Raw genomic sequence first — 18,486 nt, forward strand, 5'->3', positions numbered from 1 at the left:
AAAATATAGTCGCTCACCGCACAAATACACGAGCATTTTTGGTGTATCGCATGGCCTGATTTGAGTGTAATTTTGAGATAAGCGCGGTAAACCGAGAACGACCGTATCAAACGGGTGAGCAAATGCGTATTCGGCGCACCGCCGGAAGGCGGCGGCGTCATGCGACCCGAAGGTTGCCGCAGCGCATGCCGCCGGTGGTTTTTGAACGGATTACGATCGCTTTTCATTCGACTTCTTTGGAGAAAAGCATGCACGTTCGTTTCAACTGGCCCGTCGCCGCGTTCGTCTGCATGGCTGCAGGCGCCGTTCATGCACAGGAACTCACCGGTACGCTCAAGAAAATCAAGGAGACGGGCGTCGTCGGGCTCGGCATTCGCGAATCGTCGGTGCCGTTCTCGTATTCCGACAATCAGCAGAAGAACATCGGCTATTCGCGCGACATCGCCGCGAAGATCGTCGACGAGATCAAGCGGCAATTGAAGCTGCCCGGACTCGTCGTCAAGGAAATTCCGATCACGTCGCAAAACCGCATTCCGCTCGTGCAGAACGGCACGATCGACTTCGAATGCGGGTCGACGACGAACACGCTCGAGCGGCAGAAGCAGGCGGCGTTCTCGAACAGCATCTTCCTGTACGGCATCCGCTTCAGCACGCGCAAGGACTCGGGCATCAAGGACTTCGGCGATTTCGCGGGCAAGACCGTCGTGACGACGGCGGGCACGTCCGACGAGCGCCTCCTGCGCAAGCTGAACGAAGACAGGAACATGAACATGACGATCATCAGCGCGAAGGACCACGCCGAGGCGTTCATGAACGTGACGACGAGCCGTGCGGCCGCGTTCGTGATGGACGAGCCGCTGCTGTATGGCGAACTCGCGAAGGAGAAGAATCCGGGGGCTTACGTGGTCGCGGGTACGCCGCTCGTCCACGAGAACTACGCGTGCATGATGCGCAGGGACGATCCCGCGCTCAAGAAGCTCGTCGATTCGACGATCGCGCAGATGCAGACGTCGGGCGAAGCGGAGAAGCTCTACGACAAGTGGTTCATGCAGCCGATTCCGCCGCGCGGGCTGAATCTGAATTTTCCGTTGTCGCCGGAAATGCGCGCGCTCTTCAAGAATCCCAGCGATCGCGCGCAGTACTGAATAGGGTCCGCGCTCGGCGGAGGGCGGCGCGGCGCGCCTCGCCGCGCCGGTCCCTTGACCGGTCGATTGCGGCAGGGCCGCCGGCGGCCCAGCCGTGCCCGGATGCGCGGCCGGCTCTGTATGTCGCTCGCCTCGCGCGTGTCGCGACAATCGACACGCAGCTTCACGATCCCGTCACATCGCACTGCTGCGCATTCCGGATAGTTCGGATGCCGTAACTCCATATTACGAAACAGTTTCTTGCTGAAACTGAAAAAAACAGCCGGAGCCACAATGCAAGGGAATGCAAAACGATTTGATGAACTATATAAGGTATTGTTCAATTGGCGATGAGCGCGTACATTTCGGGTCCGCGCCGGCGTTCGGGACATATCAAGACTCGTTTTCCCGAACCCGACGCCTGAGAGAAGGAACGATGAATAACGACACCAATCCCCACGCGCGTCGCTCGGGCGACGCGGCCGAGCCCATGGGTGGGGGGCTCACTCGACGCCAATGGCTGCAGCGCTCGCTCGCGCTGACCGCATTGGGCCTTGCCGGCTCGCTCACGTTGCGCGCGCTCGCCGAAGGTCCGAGCGCCGCGCCGCTCGATGCGTTCATGACGCTGTCCGAAGCGTTGACCGGCAAGACCGGCCTGAACCGCGCGGTCGGCGAACGGTTGCTGCGTGCGCTGCAGAAGGGTTCGTTCGAACTCGGCGACGGGCTGCCGAAGCTTGCCGGCTCGCTCGCTGCGAACGCGCTCACGCCCGATCAGGAAGCCCTCTCGCTGCGCATTCTCGAAGCGTGGTATCTCGGCATCGTCGACAACGTCGTGATCACCTATGAAGAAGCGCTGATGTTCGGCGTCGTGTCGGACACGCTCGTGATCCGCTCGTACTGCCCCAGCAAACCCGGCTTCTGGGCCGACAAACCGATCGAGAGGCAAGCCTGATGGCCGATACACAGCAAGCCGACGTCGTTGTCGTGGGCTCGGGCGTCGCGGGTGCGATCGTCGCGCATCAGCTCGCGATGGCGGGCAAGTCGGTGATCCTGCTCGAAGCCGGCCCGCGGATGCCGCGCTGGGAGATCGTCGAGCGCTTTCGCAACCAGCCGGACAAGATGGACTTCATGGCGCCGTATCCGTCGAGCCCGTGGGCGCCGCATCCGGAGTACGGCCCGCCGAACGATTACCTGGTCCTGAAGGGCGAGCACAAGTTCAACTCGCAGTACATCCGCGCGGTGGGCGGCACGACGTGGCACTGGGCTGCGTCCGCGTGGCGCTTCATTCCGAACGACTTCAAGATGAAGACCGTCTACGGCGTCGGCCGCGACTGGCCGATCCAGTACGATGATCTCGAGCATTACTACCAGCGCGCCGAGGAGGAACTGGGCGTCTGGGGGCCGGGCGCCGAAGAGGATTTGCTGTCGCCGCGCAAGCAGCCGTATCCGATGCCGCCGCTGCCGCTGTCTTACAACGAGCAGACGATCAAGACCGCGCTCAACGGCTACGATCCGAAGTTCCACGTCGTGACCGAACCCGTCGCGCGCAACAGCCGTCCGTACGACGGCCGTCCGACCTGCTGCGGCAACAACAACTGCATGCCGATCTGCCCGATCGGCGCGATGTACAACGGCATCGTCCACGTCGAGAAGGCCGAGCAGGCGGGCGCGAAGCTGATCGAGAACGCGGTCGTCCACAAGCTCGAAGTCGGCCCGCAGAAGAAAATCGTCGCGGCGCGCTACAAGGACCCGAAGGGTGTCGAGCATCGCGTCGAAGGCAAGTACTTCGTGCTCGCCGCGAACGGCATCGAGACGCCGAAGCTGATGCTGATGTCGACGAGCCACGATTTCCCGAACGGCGTCGGCAACAGCTCCGACATGGTCGGCCGCAACCTGATGGACCACCCGGGCACGGGCGTGTCGTTCTACGCGAGCGAGAAACTCTGGCCGGGCCGCGGCCCGCAGGAGATGACGTCGCTGATCGGCTTTCGCGACGGCGCGTTCCGCGCGACCGAAGCGGCGAAGAAGATCCATCTGTCGAATCTGTCACGCATCGACCAGGAAACGCAGAAGATCTTCAAGGCCGGCAAGCTCTTGAAGCCCGCCGAGCTCGACGCGCAGATCCGCGACCGTTCCGCGCGCTACGTGCAGTTCGACTGCTTCCACGAGATCCTGCCGCAGCCAGAGAACCGGATCGTGCCGAGCAAGACGGCGACCGACGGGATCGGCATTCCGCGCCCGGAAATCACCTACGCGATCGACGACTACGTAAAGCGGGGCGCGGTGCACACGCGCGAGGTCTATGCGACCGCCGCGAAGGTGCTCGGCGGCACGGATGTCGCGTTCAACGACGAGTTCGCGCCGAACAACCACATCACCGGCGCAACGATCATGGGCGCCGACCCGCACGATTCGGTCGTCGACAAGGACTGCCGCACGTTCGACCATCCGAACCTGTTCGTTTCGAGCAGCGCGACGATGCCGACGGTCGGCACGGTGAACGTGACGCTGACGATCGCCGCGCTCGCGCTGCGGATCTCGGACCAGTTGAAGAAGGAAATCTGATGCTGAAACGAACCCTTTCCTTCGTACTGGCCGGCTGCCTCGCATTGCCCGGGCTGGCGGGCGCGGCGGACGCCGCCACGGCTGCGTCCGCGCCCGCCGCCGCTGCGTCCGCGCCGGCTGCGGCCGCCGCGATCGCCCCGGCCGCACGCTCCGGCGATGCTGCGCTCGTCGAACGCGGCCGCTATCTGGCCGTCGCGGGCGACTGCATGGCGTGCCACACGGCGAAGGGCGGCAAGCCGTTCGCGGGCGGCTTGCCAATGCGTGCGCCCGTCCTCGGCACGATCTACACGACCAACATCACGCCCGACAAGGAAACGGGCATCGGCGACTGGACGTTCGCGGACTTCGAGCGCGCGGTGCGTCATGGTGTCGCGAAGAACGGTGACAACCTGTATCCGGCGATGCCGTACGTGTCGTATGCGAAAGTCACCGACGACGACGTGAAGGCGCTCTACGCGTACTTCACGCGCGGCGTCGAACCGGTCAGGCAGCCGGCGCGCAAGAACGACATTCCGTGGTATCTGAGCATGCGCTGGCCGCTCAAGATCTGGAATCTCCTGTTCCTGAAGGACGGCGCGTACCAGCCGAAGCCCGAGCGCGGCGTCGAATGGAACCGCGGCGCGTATCTCGTGCAGGGCCTCGCGCACTGCGGCACGTGCCACACGCCGCGCGGCGTCGCGCTGCAGGAGAAGTCGCTCGACGATACGGGCGGCGGCAGCTTCCTTGCGGGCTCGGTGCTGTCGGGCTGGGACGGCTACAACATCACGTCGGACACGAGCGCGGGGATCGGCGGCTGGTCGCAGCAGCAGCTCGTCCAGTACCTGCGCACGGGCAGCGTGCCGGGTCTCGCGCAGGCGGCGGGGCCGATGGCCGAAGCGGTCGAGCACAGCTTCTCGCAGATGACCGATGCCGACATCGGCGCGATCGCGACGTACATCCGCACAGTGCCCGCCGTCGCCGACGGCAGCGCGAAGGCGCGCTCCGCATGGGGCAAGCCGGCCGAGGACGGGATCCGGCTGCGCGGCGTCGCGCTCGCGTCGACGGGCATCGATCCCGCGCGGCTCTATCTCGGCAACTGCGCGAGCTGCCACCAGATGCAGGGCAAGGGCACGCCGGACGGCTACTATCCGCCGCTCTTCCATAACTCGACCGTCGGCGCGCCGAATCCGACGAACCTCGTGCAGGTGATCCTGAACGGCGTCGCGCGCAAGGCGGGCAAGGAAGACGTCGGGATGCCGGCGTTCCGCCACGAACTGTCGGATGCGCAGATCGCCGCGCTGACGAACTACCTGACCGTCCAGTTCGGCAATCCGGCGGCGAAAGTGAGCGAACAGGACGTTGCGAAGCTGCGCGCCTCGCAGTAACGTACGGGTCGGTTATCCGGCGATCGAGGAGGACGGCATCGCACCGGGCGGCTGTCCGGTGGCAGGTCGCAGTCGACAGGGAGGCGGCTCACGGCGTGCGCCGTGAGCCGTGAGCCGCCTCGGTTCGCAACCGGCACGTGCGCGACGCCTCGCGCGCGGCGTCCGCTTCCCGCTCCAGACGATAATGAGACAAACCTTCCTTGCGCCTCAGAAAGACCTTCTCCTGCTGCTTTCCCGCATTCTGCTCGTCATCCTGTTCGTGATCTTCGGCTGGGAGAAACTGCTGAATTTCTCGGGCACAGTCCAGTTCATGGCGGCCGAGGGCACGCCGTTGCCGTCGGTCGCGGCGGTCGTCGCGGTCGTGATGGAGTTCTTCGTCGGCATCGCGATCCTGATCGGCTTCTACACGCGGCCGCTCGCGCTCTTGCTCGGCCTCTACACGATCGGCACCGCGATCATCGGCCATCACTACTGGTCGATGCCGGCCGCCGAGCAGATGAACATGATGATCCACTTCTACAAGAACATCGCGATCACGGGCGGCCTGTTCGCCCTGTGCGCGGCTGGCCCCGGACGCTATTCGATCGATCGCGGTTGAGCGGCGTGCCGGACGTGTTTGGAACCTGAGAGAAGACAATAGGCGGAGAACAATGGGTTTTCATTCGAAGAAAATGATGGCTGCGATCGTCGCGGCCGGGCCGGCGCTCGCTTGCGCGCAAACGAGCGTCACGCTGTACGGCCGGGTCGACGGCGGCATCGAATACCTGAATCACATCGCGAACCCTTCGGGCGGCAGTTCGTCGCGCTGGAGCGCCGAGAGCGGCGACTGGGGCACCAGCATGTTCGGCCTGAAAGGCGTCGAGGATCTGGGCGGCGGCACGGCGGCGATCTTCAACCTGGAGACCGCGTTCCAGGTGATGAACGGCACGACGGGCGGCGGCCGGATGTGGTCGCGGCGCGCGTACGTCGGCCTGAAGAACGACATGTGGGGCACGCTGCAGGCGGGCCGCAATCTTTTCATCGACAGCGACGGCGTGTGGGAATTCGATCCGTTCGTCCAGCAGGCGTTCTCATCGGCGTCGCTCGTGCGCGGCCGCAACTGGCAGCAGACGAGCAACAACGTCGAATATCACAGCCCGGTGTTCGGCGGCTTCGACGTGCAAGCGCAATATGCGTTCGGCAACCAGTCGCGCGGCTTCAACTACGGCGCGCCCGGCGACTTCGGCCGCTCGGACGGCGTGATGCTCTCGTATCACTCGCCGATGCTCGACGTGCGCGGCATGTACGACGAGCTGCGCGACAGCAACGGCCGCATGAGCAACATCTTCTCGAGCTCGCGCGAGTACTTCATCGGGGCGAACGTGAAGGTGCAGAAGTTCAAGATCCAGGGCGCCTATACGCATTACTCGGCGCCCGACACCCCGGCGGGCCTCGCCGATCGCGCCGATCACTTCTGGCTCGGCGCGACGTATCAGGCGAATCCGCAGTGGGCGGTGACGGGCGGCGGCTACTACGTGCGCGTGCGCGGCGGCGACGGCGGCGATGCGTCGCACGATCCGTCCGGCCACGCGATCATGTATGCGCTCGGGACGACTTACAACCTGTCGAAGCGGACTTTCCTGTACGGCACGGTCGCCTATGTGCGCAACGGCGGGAATTCGAACTTCTCGCTGCTCGCGACGCCGCGCGACGCGACGCCGAACACGAGCCCGCTCGCGGGAGAATCGCAGACGGGCGCATACGCCGGGATGATGCATACGTTCTGACGCGCACGTCGCACGATGCGGGAGGAAGGGCTTCGGCGTGTCGGCCGAAGCCCTTTTTTCATGGGCCGGCGGCGCGGCGAACGCACCGGATCGTTCCTCGCGGCGGATTCGTTTCGCGGTCCGGACGAATGTGCGCCGCGGCCCGCGCAGCGTTCGAGCATGACGCGTCCGATTGGACATTAGATAGAAACACTGATTGCTGGCCATAGTCGGACGGCGCAAAGTTGTACATACAACTTCGGCGCGACTGAAATCGCCGCCAGAAGCCGTTCGTAAGCTCCCGGAAACCCGACGGACAGGTTGCGCGCCCGCTTCGCGGCGACGGCGTGCCGCGCCCGTGCACATCGAGGAAATCGCAGATGCTCTTTCAAGGCTTCGGTCCGCTGCTATGGGCCGGCACGGTCGAAACGGTCAAGCTCGCCGTCCTTTCGCTCGCCGCGTCGCTCGCGCTCGGGCTCGCGGGCGCGGCGGCCAAGCTGTCGCCGAACCGCGTGCTGGCCGGCATCGGCACGTTCTACACGACGCTGATTCGCGCGGTGCCGGATCTCGTGCTGATGTTGCTGCTGTTCTACGGGATCCAGATCCTGCTGAACGACGCGACCGACATGCTCGGCGTCGATCAGATCGACATCGACCCGTTCGTCGCGGGCATCGTCACGCTGGGCTTCATCTACGGCGCTTACTTCACCGAGACGTTCCGCGGTGCGTTCCTCGCGGTGCCGCGCGGTCAGCTCGAAGCGGGCTTCGCGTACGGGATGAGCTCGTGGCGCGTGTTCGCGCGAATCATGTTCCCGCAAATGATGCGCTTCGCGCTGCCCGGCATCGGCAACAACTGGCAGGTGCTCGTGAAGGCGACCGCGCTCGTGTCGATCATCGGCCTCGCCGACGTCGTGAAGGCGTCGCAGGACGCAGGCAAGAGCACGCTGAATTTCTTTTTCTTCACGCTCGCGGCGGGCGCGATCTATCTCGCGATCACGACGCTGTCGAATCTCGTGTTGATGTATCTCGAAAAACGCTATTCGGCGGGTGTGCGGAGGCTGGCGCTGTGATTCAGATCATCGGTCAATATTGGCAGAACTACCTGTTCAGCGACGGCTACCGGATCAGCGGCCTCGCGATCACGCTGTGGCTGCTCGTCGTGTCGATCGGGCTCGGCTTTTGCCTCGCGGTGCCGCTCGCGATCGCGCGCGCGTCGCGCAACCGCTTGCTGTCGCGCACGGTCTGGCTCTACACATACGTGTTTCGCGGCACGCCGCTCTACGTGCAGCTACTGCTTTGCTACACGGGCATCTATAGCCTGGGCGTCGTGCACGATCATGCGTGGCTCGACAGCTTCTTCCGAAGCGCGATGAACTGCACGCTGCTCGCGTTCACGCTGAACGAATGCGCGTATGCGACCGAGATCTTCGCGGGCGCGATCAAGTCGACGTCGCCGGGCGAGATCGAGGCGGGGCTCGCATACGGGATGTCGCGGTTCAAGCTGTACACGCGCGTGATCCTGCCGTCGGCGTTGCGCCGCGCGCTGCCGAGCTACAGCAACGAAGTGATCCTGATGCTGCACGCGACGACGCTCGCGTTCACGGCGACCGTGCCCGACATCCTCAAAGTCACGCGCGACGTCAATTCGGCGACCTACGCATCGTTTCAGGCGTACGGGATCGCGGCCGTGCTGTATGCGGTCGTCGTGTTCGGCCTCATCTGGCTGTTCCGCCGGATGGAGGCGCGCTGGCTGGCGTTCCTGAGACCGCAGGGACGCTGACGCGCACAGCGGCATCGATCAACGAAGCTCAACGACGATCAAGGACGACGGCGAATGTACAAGCTCAGTGTGGACGACCTGCACAAGAAGTTCGGCGACAACGAGGTGCTGAAGGGCATCTCGATGAAGGCGAAGGCGGGCGACGTGATCAGCATCATCGGCTCGAGCGGCTCGGGAAAGAGCACGTTCCTGCGCTGCATCAACTTTCTCGAGCAGCCTTGCGCGGGCACGATCACGCTCGGCGACGAGTCGATCCGCGTGGCGCGCGACAGGCGCGGCGCGCCGAAGATCGGCGATCCGAAGCAATTGCAGCGGATGCGCGTGAAGCTCGCGATGGTGTTCCAGCACTTCAATCTGTGGGCGCACATGACCGTGCTCGAGAACGTGATCGAGGCGCCTGTCAGCGTGCTCGGCCTGTCGCGCGCCGAGGCCGAGGCGCGGGCGCGCGAGTACCTGCGGAAAGTGGGGCTCGCGCCGAGCGTCGAGGCGAAATATCCGTCGCACCTGTCGGGCGGCCAGCAGCAGCGTGTCGCGATCGCGCGCGCGCTCGCGATGGAGCCTGAAGTGATGCTGTTCGACGAGCCGACGTCGGCGCTCGATCCGGAACTCGTCGGCGAAGTGCTGAAGGTGATGCAGGCGCTCGCGGAAGAGGGACGCACGATGATCGTCGTCACGCACGAGATGGGCTTCGCGCGCAACGTGTCGAATCACGTGATCTTCCTGCACCAGGGGCGGATCGAGGAAGAGGGACATCCGCAGGATGTGCTCGTCAATCCGAAGAGCGAGCGCCTGTCGCAGTTCCTGTCCGGCCGGCTCAAGTAGGCGGCCGGCGAGCGCCGGTGAGGGCGCGGCGCGATCTCGCGCGCGCGCGCCGGCACCGCCCATCGATTTACTCGCTGCTCGTCCACTCGACGTTCGCGCCGACCGAGCGCAGATTCTCGACGAAATGCGGATGCGCGCGCCGGATCGGCTGCGCATTCAGGATCTCCGAGCGGCCGTCGATGCTCGCCGCGACCATCAAGAGCGCGATCGCGACGCGGATGATGTACGGGCTTTCGACGCGCGCGGGGCTGAGCGGCAGCCCGCCGAACGTGATCAGCCGATGCGGATCGGACAGGAACACGTGCGCGCCGAACTTCGACAGCTCGCCCGTCCAGCCCATCGCGCCGTCGTAGACCTTGTTCCAGAACATCACGCTGCCTTGCGCCTGCACGCCGAGCGCGATGAAGATCGGCAGCAGATCGACAGGCAGGTACGGCCACGGCGCGGCCTCGACCTTCGTCAGGATGTTGCGCGTGAACGGCTGCTTGACCTTCAGCGGACCGTCGCGCAGCGCGTGCGACCAGCCGTTCTCGTGCGCGACCTGAACGCCGAACTTCGCGAAGGTCCGGTCGATCAGCGGAAACTGCTCGGGCGAGCCGTTGCGCACCGCGATGTCGCCTCCCGTGATCGCGCCGAGTGCGAGGAACGTCGCGATCTCGTGGAAGTCCTCGTTGAAGCGGTACTCGCCCCCCGCGAGCGCGCGGCCGCCCTGGATGCTCAGATGCGACGTGCCGATGCCTTCGATCGGCACGCCGAGCATCGCGAGGAATCGGCAGAACTCCTGCACGTGCGGCTCCGACGCGGCGTTGACGAGCGTCGACGTGCCGTTCGCCGACGCCGCGCACAGCACGAAGTTCTCGGTCGTCGTGACCGACGCGTAGTCGAGCCAATGATGATTCGACGTGAGCGGCCCGTCGGCGCGCACGATCAGCGAATCGGACGTGCGCTCGATCCGCGCGCCGAAGCGCTCGAACACCTCGACGTGCGGGTCGATTTCGCGCACGCCGAGCGTGCAGCCCTTCACGTCGTTCTCGAGCCGCGCGACGCCGAAGCGCGCGAGAAGCGGCGGCACCAGCATGATCGACGAGCGCATTTCCTCCGGCAGCCGGTGCACGGCCGGATCGAACGCCGTCGCGCGGTGGTGCAGGTCGAGCGCGCCCGTCGCGTAGTCGATCGACACGTCGCTGCCGAGCGTGCGGAAGATGTCGAGGATCTTGCGGACATCGGTGATGTCCGGCACGCCGACGAGCCGCAGCGGCTGGTCGGTGAGAAGCGTCGCGCACAGGATGGGCAAGACGGCGTTCTTGTTGGCGGACGGCGTGATTTCTCCGCGAAGCGGGGCGCCGCCATGGACGATCAGGTTCGACATGTTCGGATGCAGGTGGGTGTAATGACACGCAAGGTCGATATCATGCCATCGTTCGCCAGGATTTCGCAGATTCGTCGTGCGGCGCGGCATGCACGCGTGCTGCGGCAAACGGGCGGCGCAGCGCGGGCGGGCACGGGCTGGCTGGCGGGCGCGCAACGCTGGGGCGCTTCACACGCATCGCGCGAAGAGGGATCATCGCATGGTGAGAAACATTGGCGGTCGTACCCTTTTCAAGCGAGGCGACGTATGCAAACCGATGATTCCCCGATCTACGAAGGCGGCTGCACGTGCGGCGCGGTGCGCTACCGGATGACATCCCGGCCGCTCATCGTGCATTGCTGCCATTGCCGCTGGTGTCAGCGGGAAACCGGCACGGCGTTCGCGCTGAACGCGCTGATCGAATCGGACCGCTTGCTGCTGCTGCGCGGCGCAGTCGACATCGTCGATACGCCGTCGAACAGCGGCAAGGGCCAGAAGATCGCGCGCTGCCCGCGTTGCCGTGTCGCGGTGTGGAGCCACTATGCGGGCGGCGGCAGCGCGGTGAGCTTCGTTCGCGTCGGTACGCTCGACGATCCGGATCGCCTGCCGCCCGACATCCATATCTTCACGTCGTCGAAACAGCCGTGGGTAATCCTGCCGCCCGACGCACGCGCCGTGCCCGAATACTACGCGTCCGACGAGATCTGGTCGGACGAGAGCCTCAAGCGGCGCGCGATGCTGCGTGCGAAGCGGGATCGTTAGCCGTCTCGATGGCCGTTTCGCCGGCGGGGCGGTAATCTGCCCGGCATCTCCGGCGCGTGACATGAAGAGGCTGCGTCTGACGGAGAACGGGTCGAGTCGATGACGGCGCGGCTTGCGCGCATCGATCAATGCGCGCAAGCCCTGCAAACGACACGCCGACGCGGCTTTCGCCGCGCCGGCGTGTCGGGACCATGCGGCTCATGCCGGCGTGGCCGGCATGTCAGGCTTTACAGGCAGCTATTGATGTCGCCTGCGGCCGCGCTGTCCGCCGAGCCGCTGCCCGCGCGGAAGCCGACCCACGTCTTCGCGTTGCCGGAGCGCGCGGGGCGCACGACCGCGGCCGCGCCGTTCGGCGGTTGCTGGCCCGGCACATAGACGTCAGCCGCGAGACCGTTCGCGAGCACTTCCTGCGTGACGACCTGCTGTTGCGCCTTGTCGGCCCAGGTTTTCGCGATGCAGGTCGAGACATCCTGCGCAGGCTTCTGGCTCTGTCCCACGTTCTGGACGTCGGCGCCCGCGGCGCTGGCCGAAGTTGCCACAATCAATGCGATGAACGGTAAATATTTCACGTTATCTCCCTCTGGTCGTGAATCGTGAATCGTGAATCGGATTTCAACGGATACTACGATCCAATGTGAGTGCGCATCGTCGGCGATGTTCCGGGCGATTCGGAAACAAGATGTTAAGGAGCTTGCCAAGCGAAGCGGAGTGCACCGGGCGTCGTGTACGCGATTGCTGCGCCGCACGCGCATGTGCGACGACCCGGCGTTGCCGAGGCGTCGCGTGTGCTTGCGGATGAATTGATTGGTGCTGCGAAGGCGTGAAGAAGAGAAAGCGGTGCGCGGATTGCCGTCCGTCATACGGGATTCGGCGCGATCGAAACCGTCAGCCTACGCCGCGCAGTTCTCCGACTGCTTGGCGTAGGGTGCATGCTAACGGTGGCCCCGTCGCGTTCGTATTCGTTGAGTTCATAATGGCAAAGACCGCGCGCGACGACTGTTAAGCACGTTCAAATCGACGGGCAAAGATTGTCATAGATTGTTTGGCGCGCGGCGCGCGTTTGACGGAGCATGCAGCCTTCAAAACTGACGAAGCTATCAACTCACGGGACTCACGCCTTGGACAGCGAAAGTCGATCTCCGAGCAGTCTTCCCGCCTGACAGGCGGAACGTCCGCCGGCCCTTCCGTTTTTTTTCCGCCGCCGTTCCGCCATCGCGCCGCCGCCGCGCGATCGAGCAAGCGGCGCCGCATTCTCGGCGCGCATCCGCCGATCGAATCAATAGAGCCGCGTGCGATTGCGCTCGTCGAGTTCGCGCTCGTATTGCTCGGCGTCGAATCCGGCGGGCGCGAGCTTCTTCAGGATCGCGCCCGGCGACGGCAGTTCCGTGCGCGGCACGTGCTTCGAGGCATCCCACAGCTGCGAGCGCAGAAACGCCTTCGAGCAATGGAAATAGACGGCTTCGATGTCGACGACGATCGCCGCCTTCGCCGGCTTGCCGTCGACCGCGAACGACGCGAGCAACTCGGGATCGATCGACACCTTCGCGCGGCCGTTCACGCGCAGCGTCTCGCCGACGCCCGGCACGACGAACAGCACGCCGACGCGTCCGTTCGTGACGATGTTGCGCAGTGTGTCGATGCGGTTGTTGCCGGGACGGTCGGGGATCGCGAGCGTGCGCGGGTCTAGCACGCGGACGAAGCCGGGGCGGTCGCCGCGCGGCGAACAGTCCAGGCCGCCCGCGCCCGATGACGCGAGCACGACGAACGGCGACTTCGCGACGAATGCGCGGTAGTCGTCGCTCATGTACGGGATTTCCTTCCACAGCGAGCGATCGCTCGGCTTGCCGTAGTGCGCTTCGAGTTGTTCGAGTGTCGTGAGAAGCATCGGTGATCCTGCGTGAACCGGCCGGCGGGGCAGTCATTATGCCGGCTGCACCGAATTCCTGTCGCGGGCGGCGCGGCGGGCGGTCCGCGGCTCGTCGCGATCCGGCTCGATCGCGGCGAACCGCGGGACAGCGTGGTTGAGTGCGGCTCGACGGGCTCGTGCGGCGTCCCGATGGGCGTCGCGCCTCAATTCGAATCGAAGGTATAAGCGCCGTCGTTGTCGCGCGGCCCGTTCGCGTATCGGATGCAGCGCGCGACCACGTTGATCGCGCGGCCGAGCGGCATGCCGGCGAGCAGGCCCCAGAGCGCGAACGACAGCAAGGCGAACGTGCTCGTCGCGACCCATGGCTTCGCGGATGCGACCGCGTAGTGCAGGTACGTTTCGGCGGCGAAGGTAAGCATCAGCGTCGCGAGCAGGCTCGCGTCGCCGGGCAGCCGGACGAGCAAACGCGCTTGCCTGACGTTGAATTGCAGCCGCCAGCGGCGCGCGTGGAGCCAGCCGACCGTTGCGCCGGCCGCGAGTCCCGCCGCCGCGACGGCGTCGGCTCCCATGCCGGCGTGCGGAAACAGCGTGTTGAGGCTCGTGATGCCGAGCGTCACGAACACGATCGGCGACAGCAGCGGACGTGTCGGCGTCACGTCGCACGGGAAAGAGCGTTTGACGCCGAGGTAGACGAGCGCGCAGAACAGTATGTAGACGTAGGTCGGGAGATGGAATGTCGAGTACATGATCGAGAGTGCATTCATCGGCTTGTCTGTCCACCACGATAGGGGCGATCGAGCGGGTTTGCCGTCGTTTGCGACGAACGGCGCGTTCCGGGCGACGAACGGCGTCGACGTGCGATGAGCACGCCGGGGGGAAACGCGGCGACGCCGCCCGGCGTGATCCGCGGGGCTGCGAATTCGCCAGATTTCGGGGCGAGCGGGCTGCGGCTCGAGTGGCGCGGCGCGTGCAGTCGAGAGCACGCGGCCGTGCGCGGCGGCATTGACGATGTTGATCGTTCGGCGATCGCAACGCCGGGCGGCAGGCGATGTTTCGCCACCTGTCGCTTGTCAGTCACTCGTCACGTGTCGTGTCGTCGCCGTGCATCGCGCGTGGCGCGGACATGATCGCCATCCTGCGTCGCGGCATTAGACGCCGGGCGATCGGCGTCATGCGATGGCGGGCGGCGGAATGCACGCGCGACGGCGACGGCCACGGGGAGGGGCGCGCGACACGCTTGTCGAATCCCGCGCGGCCGATCGGCGCGGCGCTCCACTACAATCGTGACCGAGGCGCCGTCGCCCGTCGGATGCAGCGGCGCCTCGTCGCGCGTCGGCGCTGTTCGTCGCGCGCGACGCCGTCACGACGCACTTGGCGCTCAGTTGTGGAATCGCACTTCCATTCGCGTTCACGCTCGTTCGACACCATGCAAAGCCGGTTCCATTCCTTTTTTTCTGCGCGGACACCCGATTCCGGCGCCCCGCGGCCCGTGCGCAGGATGCTGGCGTTGGCCGGTCTCGTGCTGTTCAACAGCATCGTCGGCCTGAGTTTCTGGGCGAACCGCCGCGACGACGCGGTGCTGCCTTATCTCGTGCTCGCGAACGGCATCGGCCTGTCCGCGCTGCTGCTCAGCCGGTGCGTCCACCAGCTGACGCGCGGCAAGCTCGCGGTGCTGCCGAAGGTGCTGATCATCGCGCCGGCCAGTATCTTCGCCGGCTTCGAGATCACGGCGTCGACGATCGGGTTCGTGCCGCATCTGATCGGGCGCGCGAGCGTTCGGGAGTGGCTCGCGTACGGGTCGTCGTTCGTCGTTACCGGCGTGGCTTGCGCGTTCCTTTCGTTGTTCATGCAGGCGGCGCGGATGCGCGCGTCGCTCGAGACGCAGCGCCGGGAGGCCGCCGAGGCGCGTCAGGCGGAGACGGCCGCGCGCCTCGCGCTGCTGCAGGCCCAGATCGAGCCGCACTTTCTTTTCAATACGCTCGCGAACGTGCAGAGCCTGATCGAGCGCGATCCGGCCCGCGCGTCGATGATGCTCGACAGCTTGAACCGCTATCTGCGCGCGAGCCTCGGCCGCACGCGCAAGTCGACGTCGACGCTCGGCGAGGAGCTCGAACTCGTCGAGGCGCTGCTGCAGATCGCGTCGATCCGGTTGGGCGGGCGGCTGCGATACGCGATCGACGTGCCCGCGTCGTTGCGGAAGCTGGCGTTTTCGCCGCTGCTGTTGCAGCCGCTCGTCGAGAATGCGCTGCTGCACGGGATCGAGCCGTCGATCGACGGCGGCGAGATCCGCGTGAGCGGCCGGCGCAACGGCGGGATGCTCGAACTCAGCGTGATCGACACCGGGGTGGGCCTCGGCAACGGAGAAACCAGGCTTCATGGCGGCGTCGGACTGGCGAACGTGGTCGCGCGCATCAAGCGTCTCCACGGCGAGCGCGGCCGCGTGTCGGTCGGCGCGACGGCCGGCGCCACGCGGGGCGTGACCGCGACCTTGCTGATTCCGATCGATTGACATGCCGACTGCACTCATTGCCGATGACGAACCGAACCTTTCCGCCGAGCTCGCCGGGCGTCTTGCCGAGCTGTGGCCCGAGCTCGAGATCGTCGCGATGCCGCGCAATGGCGTCGACACGCTGGCGGCGCTCAACGCCGCGCGTCCCGACATCGCGTTTCTCGACATCCGGATGCCGGGCATCGACGGGTTGAAGCTCGCGAGCCTCGTGCCCGGCGTGCACGTGGTCTTCGTGACGGCATACGACGAATATGCGGTCGAGGCGTTCGATCGATCGGCGGTCGATTATCTGCTGAAGCCGGTGACGGACGAGCGGCTGCTGCGCTGCATCGCGAAGCTGCAGCGCGGCGGCTTTGCGCTGGTGAGCGCGGACGCGCTGTCGGACGCGAGGACGTCGAAGGAGCCGACGCTGATCCGCTGGCTGACGGTGGGCCTGAAGGATACGACGCGGCTCGTGTCCGTCGACGACGTGCTGTACTTCCAGGCGCTCGACAAATACACGGAAGTGGTGGCGAACGGCGAGCGGCATGTGATTCGCACGCCGCTCAAGGAACTGCTGCCACGGCTCGACCCGGATCGCTTCGCGCAGGTGCATCGCGGCGTGATCGTTGCGTATGCGGCGATCGACCGGATCGAGCGCGATCTGCTCGGGCGCCTTCGCATTCATTTGCGCGGCCATCGGGACGTGCTGCCGGTGAGTCGCGCGTATGCGGGGCTGTTCAAGCACATGTGATGTGCCGCTCAGCCCGTCTTGCGCGTCGGCGCGAAGCGGCGCGTCACGAACGCCGCCGGATGCACGCGGCGGAAACGCTCGCGCTTGTGCTCGTCGTCGAAGTGCCGCAGCGCCGGCTTCACGAGATCGCTGCGCGAGACGATGCCGGCGAGCCGCATCGTCTCGGGACCTGCAATGACCGGCAGACGCTCCAACTGATGCACGGCGAGCCGCGTCGCGACTAGGCGGCAGGTCTCGTCGGCGAGCGCGAAGACGGGCGCGCGGCGCGGAAGCACGTCGGCTACCCGCACGTCGGCTACCCGCATGTCGCCCGCCTGCGCAGCGCCGACGCCAGCGCCGCCCGCACGCGCGCCGCCTCCGCGATCGAGCGTCGCGCGATCGAGCAAGCCGATCAGCACCCCGTCGCGCACGACCGGATAAGCGCGGTGCGCCTGCGTCGCGCCGAAGTACCGCGCACGCGCGATGTCGACGCTCAGGTCCGCATCGATCGTGACGACGTCGCGCGTCATCACTTCATCGACGTAATGACGCTCGAGCGGATCGACGCCGTACTCGCGATAGATGTGATAGCCGCGCCGCGCGATCTTCTCAGTCATGATCGAGCGCTTCATCACGATGGTCGCGAAGCCGTGCGCGACGAGCGTCGCCGCGAGGAGCGGCAGCAGCGCGTTCGTGTCGTGCGTGAGGCCGAAGGCGAACACGATCGCGGTGAGCGGCGCGCCGAGCGTCGCACCGAGTGTCGCCGCCATGCAGACGAGCGGCCACAGCGCCGGATCGCCGCCCGGCAGCACGGGCCCGAGCAGCGTGCCGAGCCCCGCGCCGAGCATCAGGAGCGGCGCGAGCACGCCGCCCGACGTCCCCGAGCCGAGCGCGATCACCCAGATCGCGGCCTTGACGACGAGAATGGCAAGCGCGAACTGCAGCGCGATGTTGCCGTGAAGCAGATCGCCGATCACGTCGTAGCCGACGCCGAGCGCGCGCGGCTCGATCAGCCCGCCGATCCCGACCGCGAGCCCGCCGATCGCGGGCCACCACATCCAGTGGATGGGCAGCTTGCCGAATCCGTCCTCGGTCTTGTAGAGCGCGACGGACAGCCCGCACGCGAGCGCGCCGGACAACAGGCCGGCAAGCACGCACGAGCCGAGCGCGGCGGCCGACGGCGGCGCGGTCACGAGCGGAAACAGCGGGCCGACGCCGAAGAACGCGGCGCGCGCGAAGCCCGCGACCGCGCACGCGAGCGCGACGGGCAGGAAACTGCGCGGCCGCCATTCGAACAGCAGCAGCTCGACGGCGAGCAGCACCGCGGCGACGGGCGTGCCGAACACGGCGGTCATCCCGGCCGTCGCGCCGGCGACGAGGAGCGTCTTGCGCTCGGCGGCCGTCACCTTCACGAACTGCGCGATCAGCGAACCGATCGCGCCGCCCGTCATGATGATCGGACCTTCCGCGCCGAACGGCCCGCCGCTGCCGATCACGATGCCCGATGCGAGCGGCTTCAGCACCGCGACCTTCGGCGACATCCTGCTCTTGCCGAACAGGATCGCCTCGATTGCCTCGGGAATCCCGTGGCCGCGGATCTTGTCCGAACCGAAGCGCGCGATCAGTCCGACGACGCCGCCGCCCACGACCGGCGCCGCGACCACCCAGGGTCCGAGCGTGTTCAGTGCGGGCGAGCGGTCGGCGAACGAAAACTGCTGGAAGAAGAACAGGTTCGTGAACAGGTGGATGAGACTCAGCAGCGCGAATGCGGCGAACGTGCTGAGCACGCCGATCGCGAGCGCGAGGAGCGCGATGCGCGGCAGTCGTGCGTTCGACGCGAAATCGCGTTTGTGTGGGGCGGCGATGCTCATGATGTCGGGGGAACGTG

17 protein-coding genes are annotated in these 18,486 nt (G+C 66.1%); 12 read left to right on the plus strand and 5 right to left on the minus strand.

Features of this window, described 5'->3' with window-relative positions; all coding sequences use genetic code 11:
* Positions 1-248 precede the first annotated feature (248 nt).
* From WS69_RS28545 to WS69_RS28585, 9 genes are all read left to right on the plus strand, one after another.
* Entirely contained in the window at positions 249-1,145 is an 897-nt protein-coding gene (locus WS69_RS28545) for a glutamate/aspartate ABC transporter substrate-binding protein (protein WP_059473992.1), read from the plus strand.
* 415 nt (positions 1,146-1,560) lie between these two features.
* Positions 1,561-2,076: a sugar dehydrogenase complex small subunit gene (locus WS69_RS28550; RefSeq protein ID WP_059473993.1), complete on the plus strand. Its 516-nt coding sequence runs from the start codon at positions 1,561-1,563 to the stop codon at positions 2,074-2,076.
* Positions 2,076-3,689, plus strand: a complete 1,614-nt coding sequence (locus WS69_RS28555) for a GMC family oxidoreductase (protein WP_059473994.1) — start codon at positions 2,076-2,078, stop codon at positions 3,687-3,689. Before WS69_RS28550 ends, WS69_RS28555 begins: the two co-directional genes overlap by 1 nt.
* A complete protein-coding gene (locus WS69_RS28560; RefSeq protein WP_059473995.1) occupies positions 3,689-5,053 on the plus strand; it encodes a cytochrome c in 1,365 nt (454 codons plus the stop codon). The genes WS69_RS28555 and WS69_RS28560 overlap by 1 nt, the downstream gene beginning before the upstream one ends.
* A 184-nt stretch (positions 5,054-5,237) precedes the next feature.
* Positions 5,238-5,651, plus strand: a complete 414-nt coding sequence (locus WS69_RS28565; RefSeq protein ID WP_059474054.1) for a DoxX family protein — start codon at positions 5,238-5,240, stop codon at positions 5,649-5,651.
* Between the two features lie 52 nt (positions 5,652-5,703).
* The gene (locus WS69_RS28570; RefSeq protein WP_059473996.1) at positions 5,704-6,819 is read left to right on the plus strand and encodes a porin; all 1,116 of its coding nucleotides are present in this window, start codon (positions 5,704-5,706) and stop codon (positions 6,817-6,819) included.
* 359 nt (positions 6,820-7,178) lie between these two features.
* Positions 7,179-7,868, plus strand: coding sequence for an ABC transporter permease (locus WS69_RS28575; RefSeq protein WP_059473997.1), 690 nt, complete (start codon positions 7,179-7,181; stop codon positions 7,866-7,868).
* Positions 7,865-8,578: an ABC transporter permease gene (locus WS69_RS28580; protein ID WP_059473998.1), complete on the plus strand. Its 714-nt coding sequence runs from the start codon at positions 7,865-7,867 to the stop codon at positions 8,576-8,578. The genes WS69_RS28575 and WS69_RS28580 overlap by 4 nt, the downstream gene beginning before the upstream one ends.
* A 54-nt stretch (positions 8,579-8,632) precedes the next feature.
* A complete protein-coding gene (locus tag WS69_RS28585; protein WP_059473999.1) occupies positions 8,633-9,400 on the plus strand; it encodes an ABC transporter ATP-binding protein in 768 nt (255 codons plus the stop codon).
* 67 nt (positions 9,401-9,467) lie between these two features.
* Here the strand turns inward: WS69_RS28585 and WS69_RS28590 are convergent, their stop codons facing one another.
* Positions 9,468-10,769 carry a UDP-N-acetylglucosamine 1-carboxyvinyltransferase gene (locus tag WS69_RS28590; RefSeq protein WP_059474000.1) on the minus strand — a complete coding sequence of 434 codons (1,302 nt, stop codon included), beginning with the start codon at positions 10,767-10,769 and terminating at the stop codon, positions 9,468-9,470.
* Between the two features lie 246 nt (positions 10,770-11,015).
* Between WS69_RS28590 and WS69_RS28595 the strand changes: the two genes are divergently transcribed.
* Complete coding sequence (locus WS69_RS28595) at positions 11,016-11,510, plus strand: GFA family protein (RefSeq protein WP_059474001.1); 495 nt, start codon at positions 11,016-11,018, stop codon at positions 11,508-11,510.
* A gap of 227 nt (positions 11,511-11,737) precedes the next feature.
* Here the strand turns inward: WS69_RS28595 and WS69_RS28600 are convergent, their stop codons facing one another.
* From WS69_RS28600 to WS69_RS28610, 3 genes are all read right to left on the minus strand, one after another.
* Complete coding sequence (locus WS69_RS28600; RefSeq protein ID WP_226382959.1) at positions 11,738-12,007, minus strand: hypothetical protein; 270 nt, start codon at positions 12,005-12,007, stop codon at positions 11,738-11,740.
* 779 nt (positions 12,008-12,786) lie between these two features.
* Positions 12,787-13,395: a pyridoxamine 5'-phosphate oxidase family protein gene (locus tag WS69_RS28605; RefSeq protein WP_059474003.1), complete on the minus strand. Its 609-nt coding sequence runs from the start codon at positions 13,393-13,395 to the stop codon at positions 12,787-12,789.
* Between the two features lie 185 nt (positions 13,396-13,580).
* Positions 13,581-14,123 (minus strand): hypothetical protein, encoded by a 543-nt coding sequence (locus tag WS69_RS28610; protein ID WP_059474055.1) that lies wholly within the window; start codon positions 14,121-14,123, stop codon positions 13,581-13,583.
* 743 nt (positions 14,124-14,866) lie between these two features.
* Here WS69_RS28610 and WS69_RS28615 point away from each other — a divergent pair.
* Both WS69_RS28615 and WS69_RS28620 read left to right on the plus strand, forming a co-directional pair.
* Complete coding sequence (locus WS69_RS28615) at positions 14,867-15,886, plus strand: sensor histidine kinase (RefSeq protein ID WP_059474056.1); 1,020 nt, start codon at positions 14,867-14,869, stop codon at positions 15,884-15,886.
* Between the two features lies 1 nt (position 15,887).
* Complete coding sequence (locus tag WS69_RS28620) at positions 15,888-16,619, plus strand: LytR/AlgR family response regulator transcription factor (protein ID WP_059474004.1); 732 nt, start codon at positions 15,888-15,890, stop codon at positions 16,617-16,619.
* Positions 16,620-16,627: 8 nt separating this feature from the next.
* Here the strand turns inward: WS69_RS28620 and WS69_RS28625 are convergent, their stop codons facing one another.
* Positions 16,628-18,469: a chloride channel protein gene (locus WS69_RS28625; RefSeq protein ID WP_059474005.1), complete on the minus strand. Its 1,842-nt coding sequence runs from the start codon at positions 18,467-18,469 to the stop codon at positions 16,628-16,630.
* Positions 18,470-18,486: the final 17 nt, after the last annotated feature.

This window comes from Burkholderia sp. BDU5, assembly GCF_001522845.1.
Classification (GTDB): Bacteria; Pseudomonadota; Gammaproteobacteria; order Burkholderiales; family Burkholderiaceae; genus Burkholderia; species Burkholderia mayonis.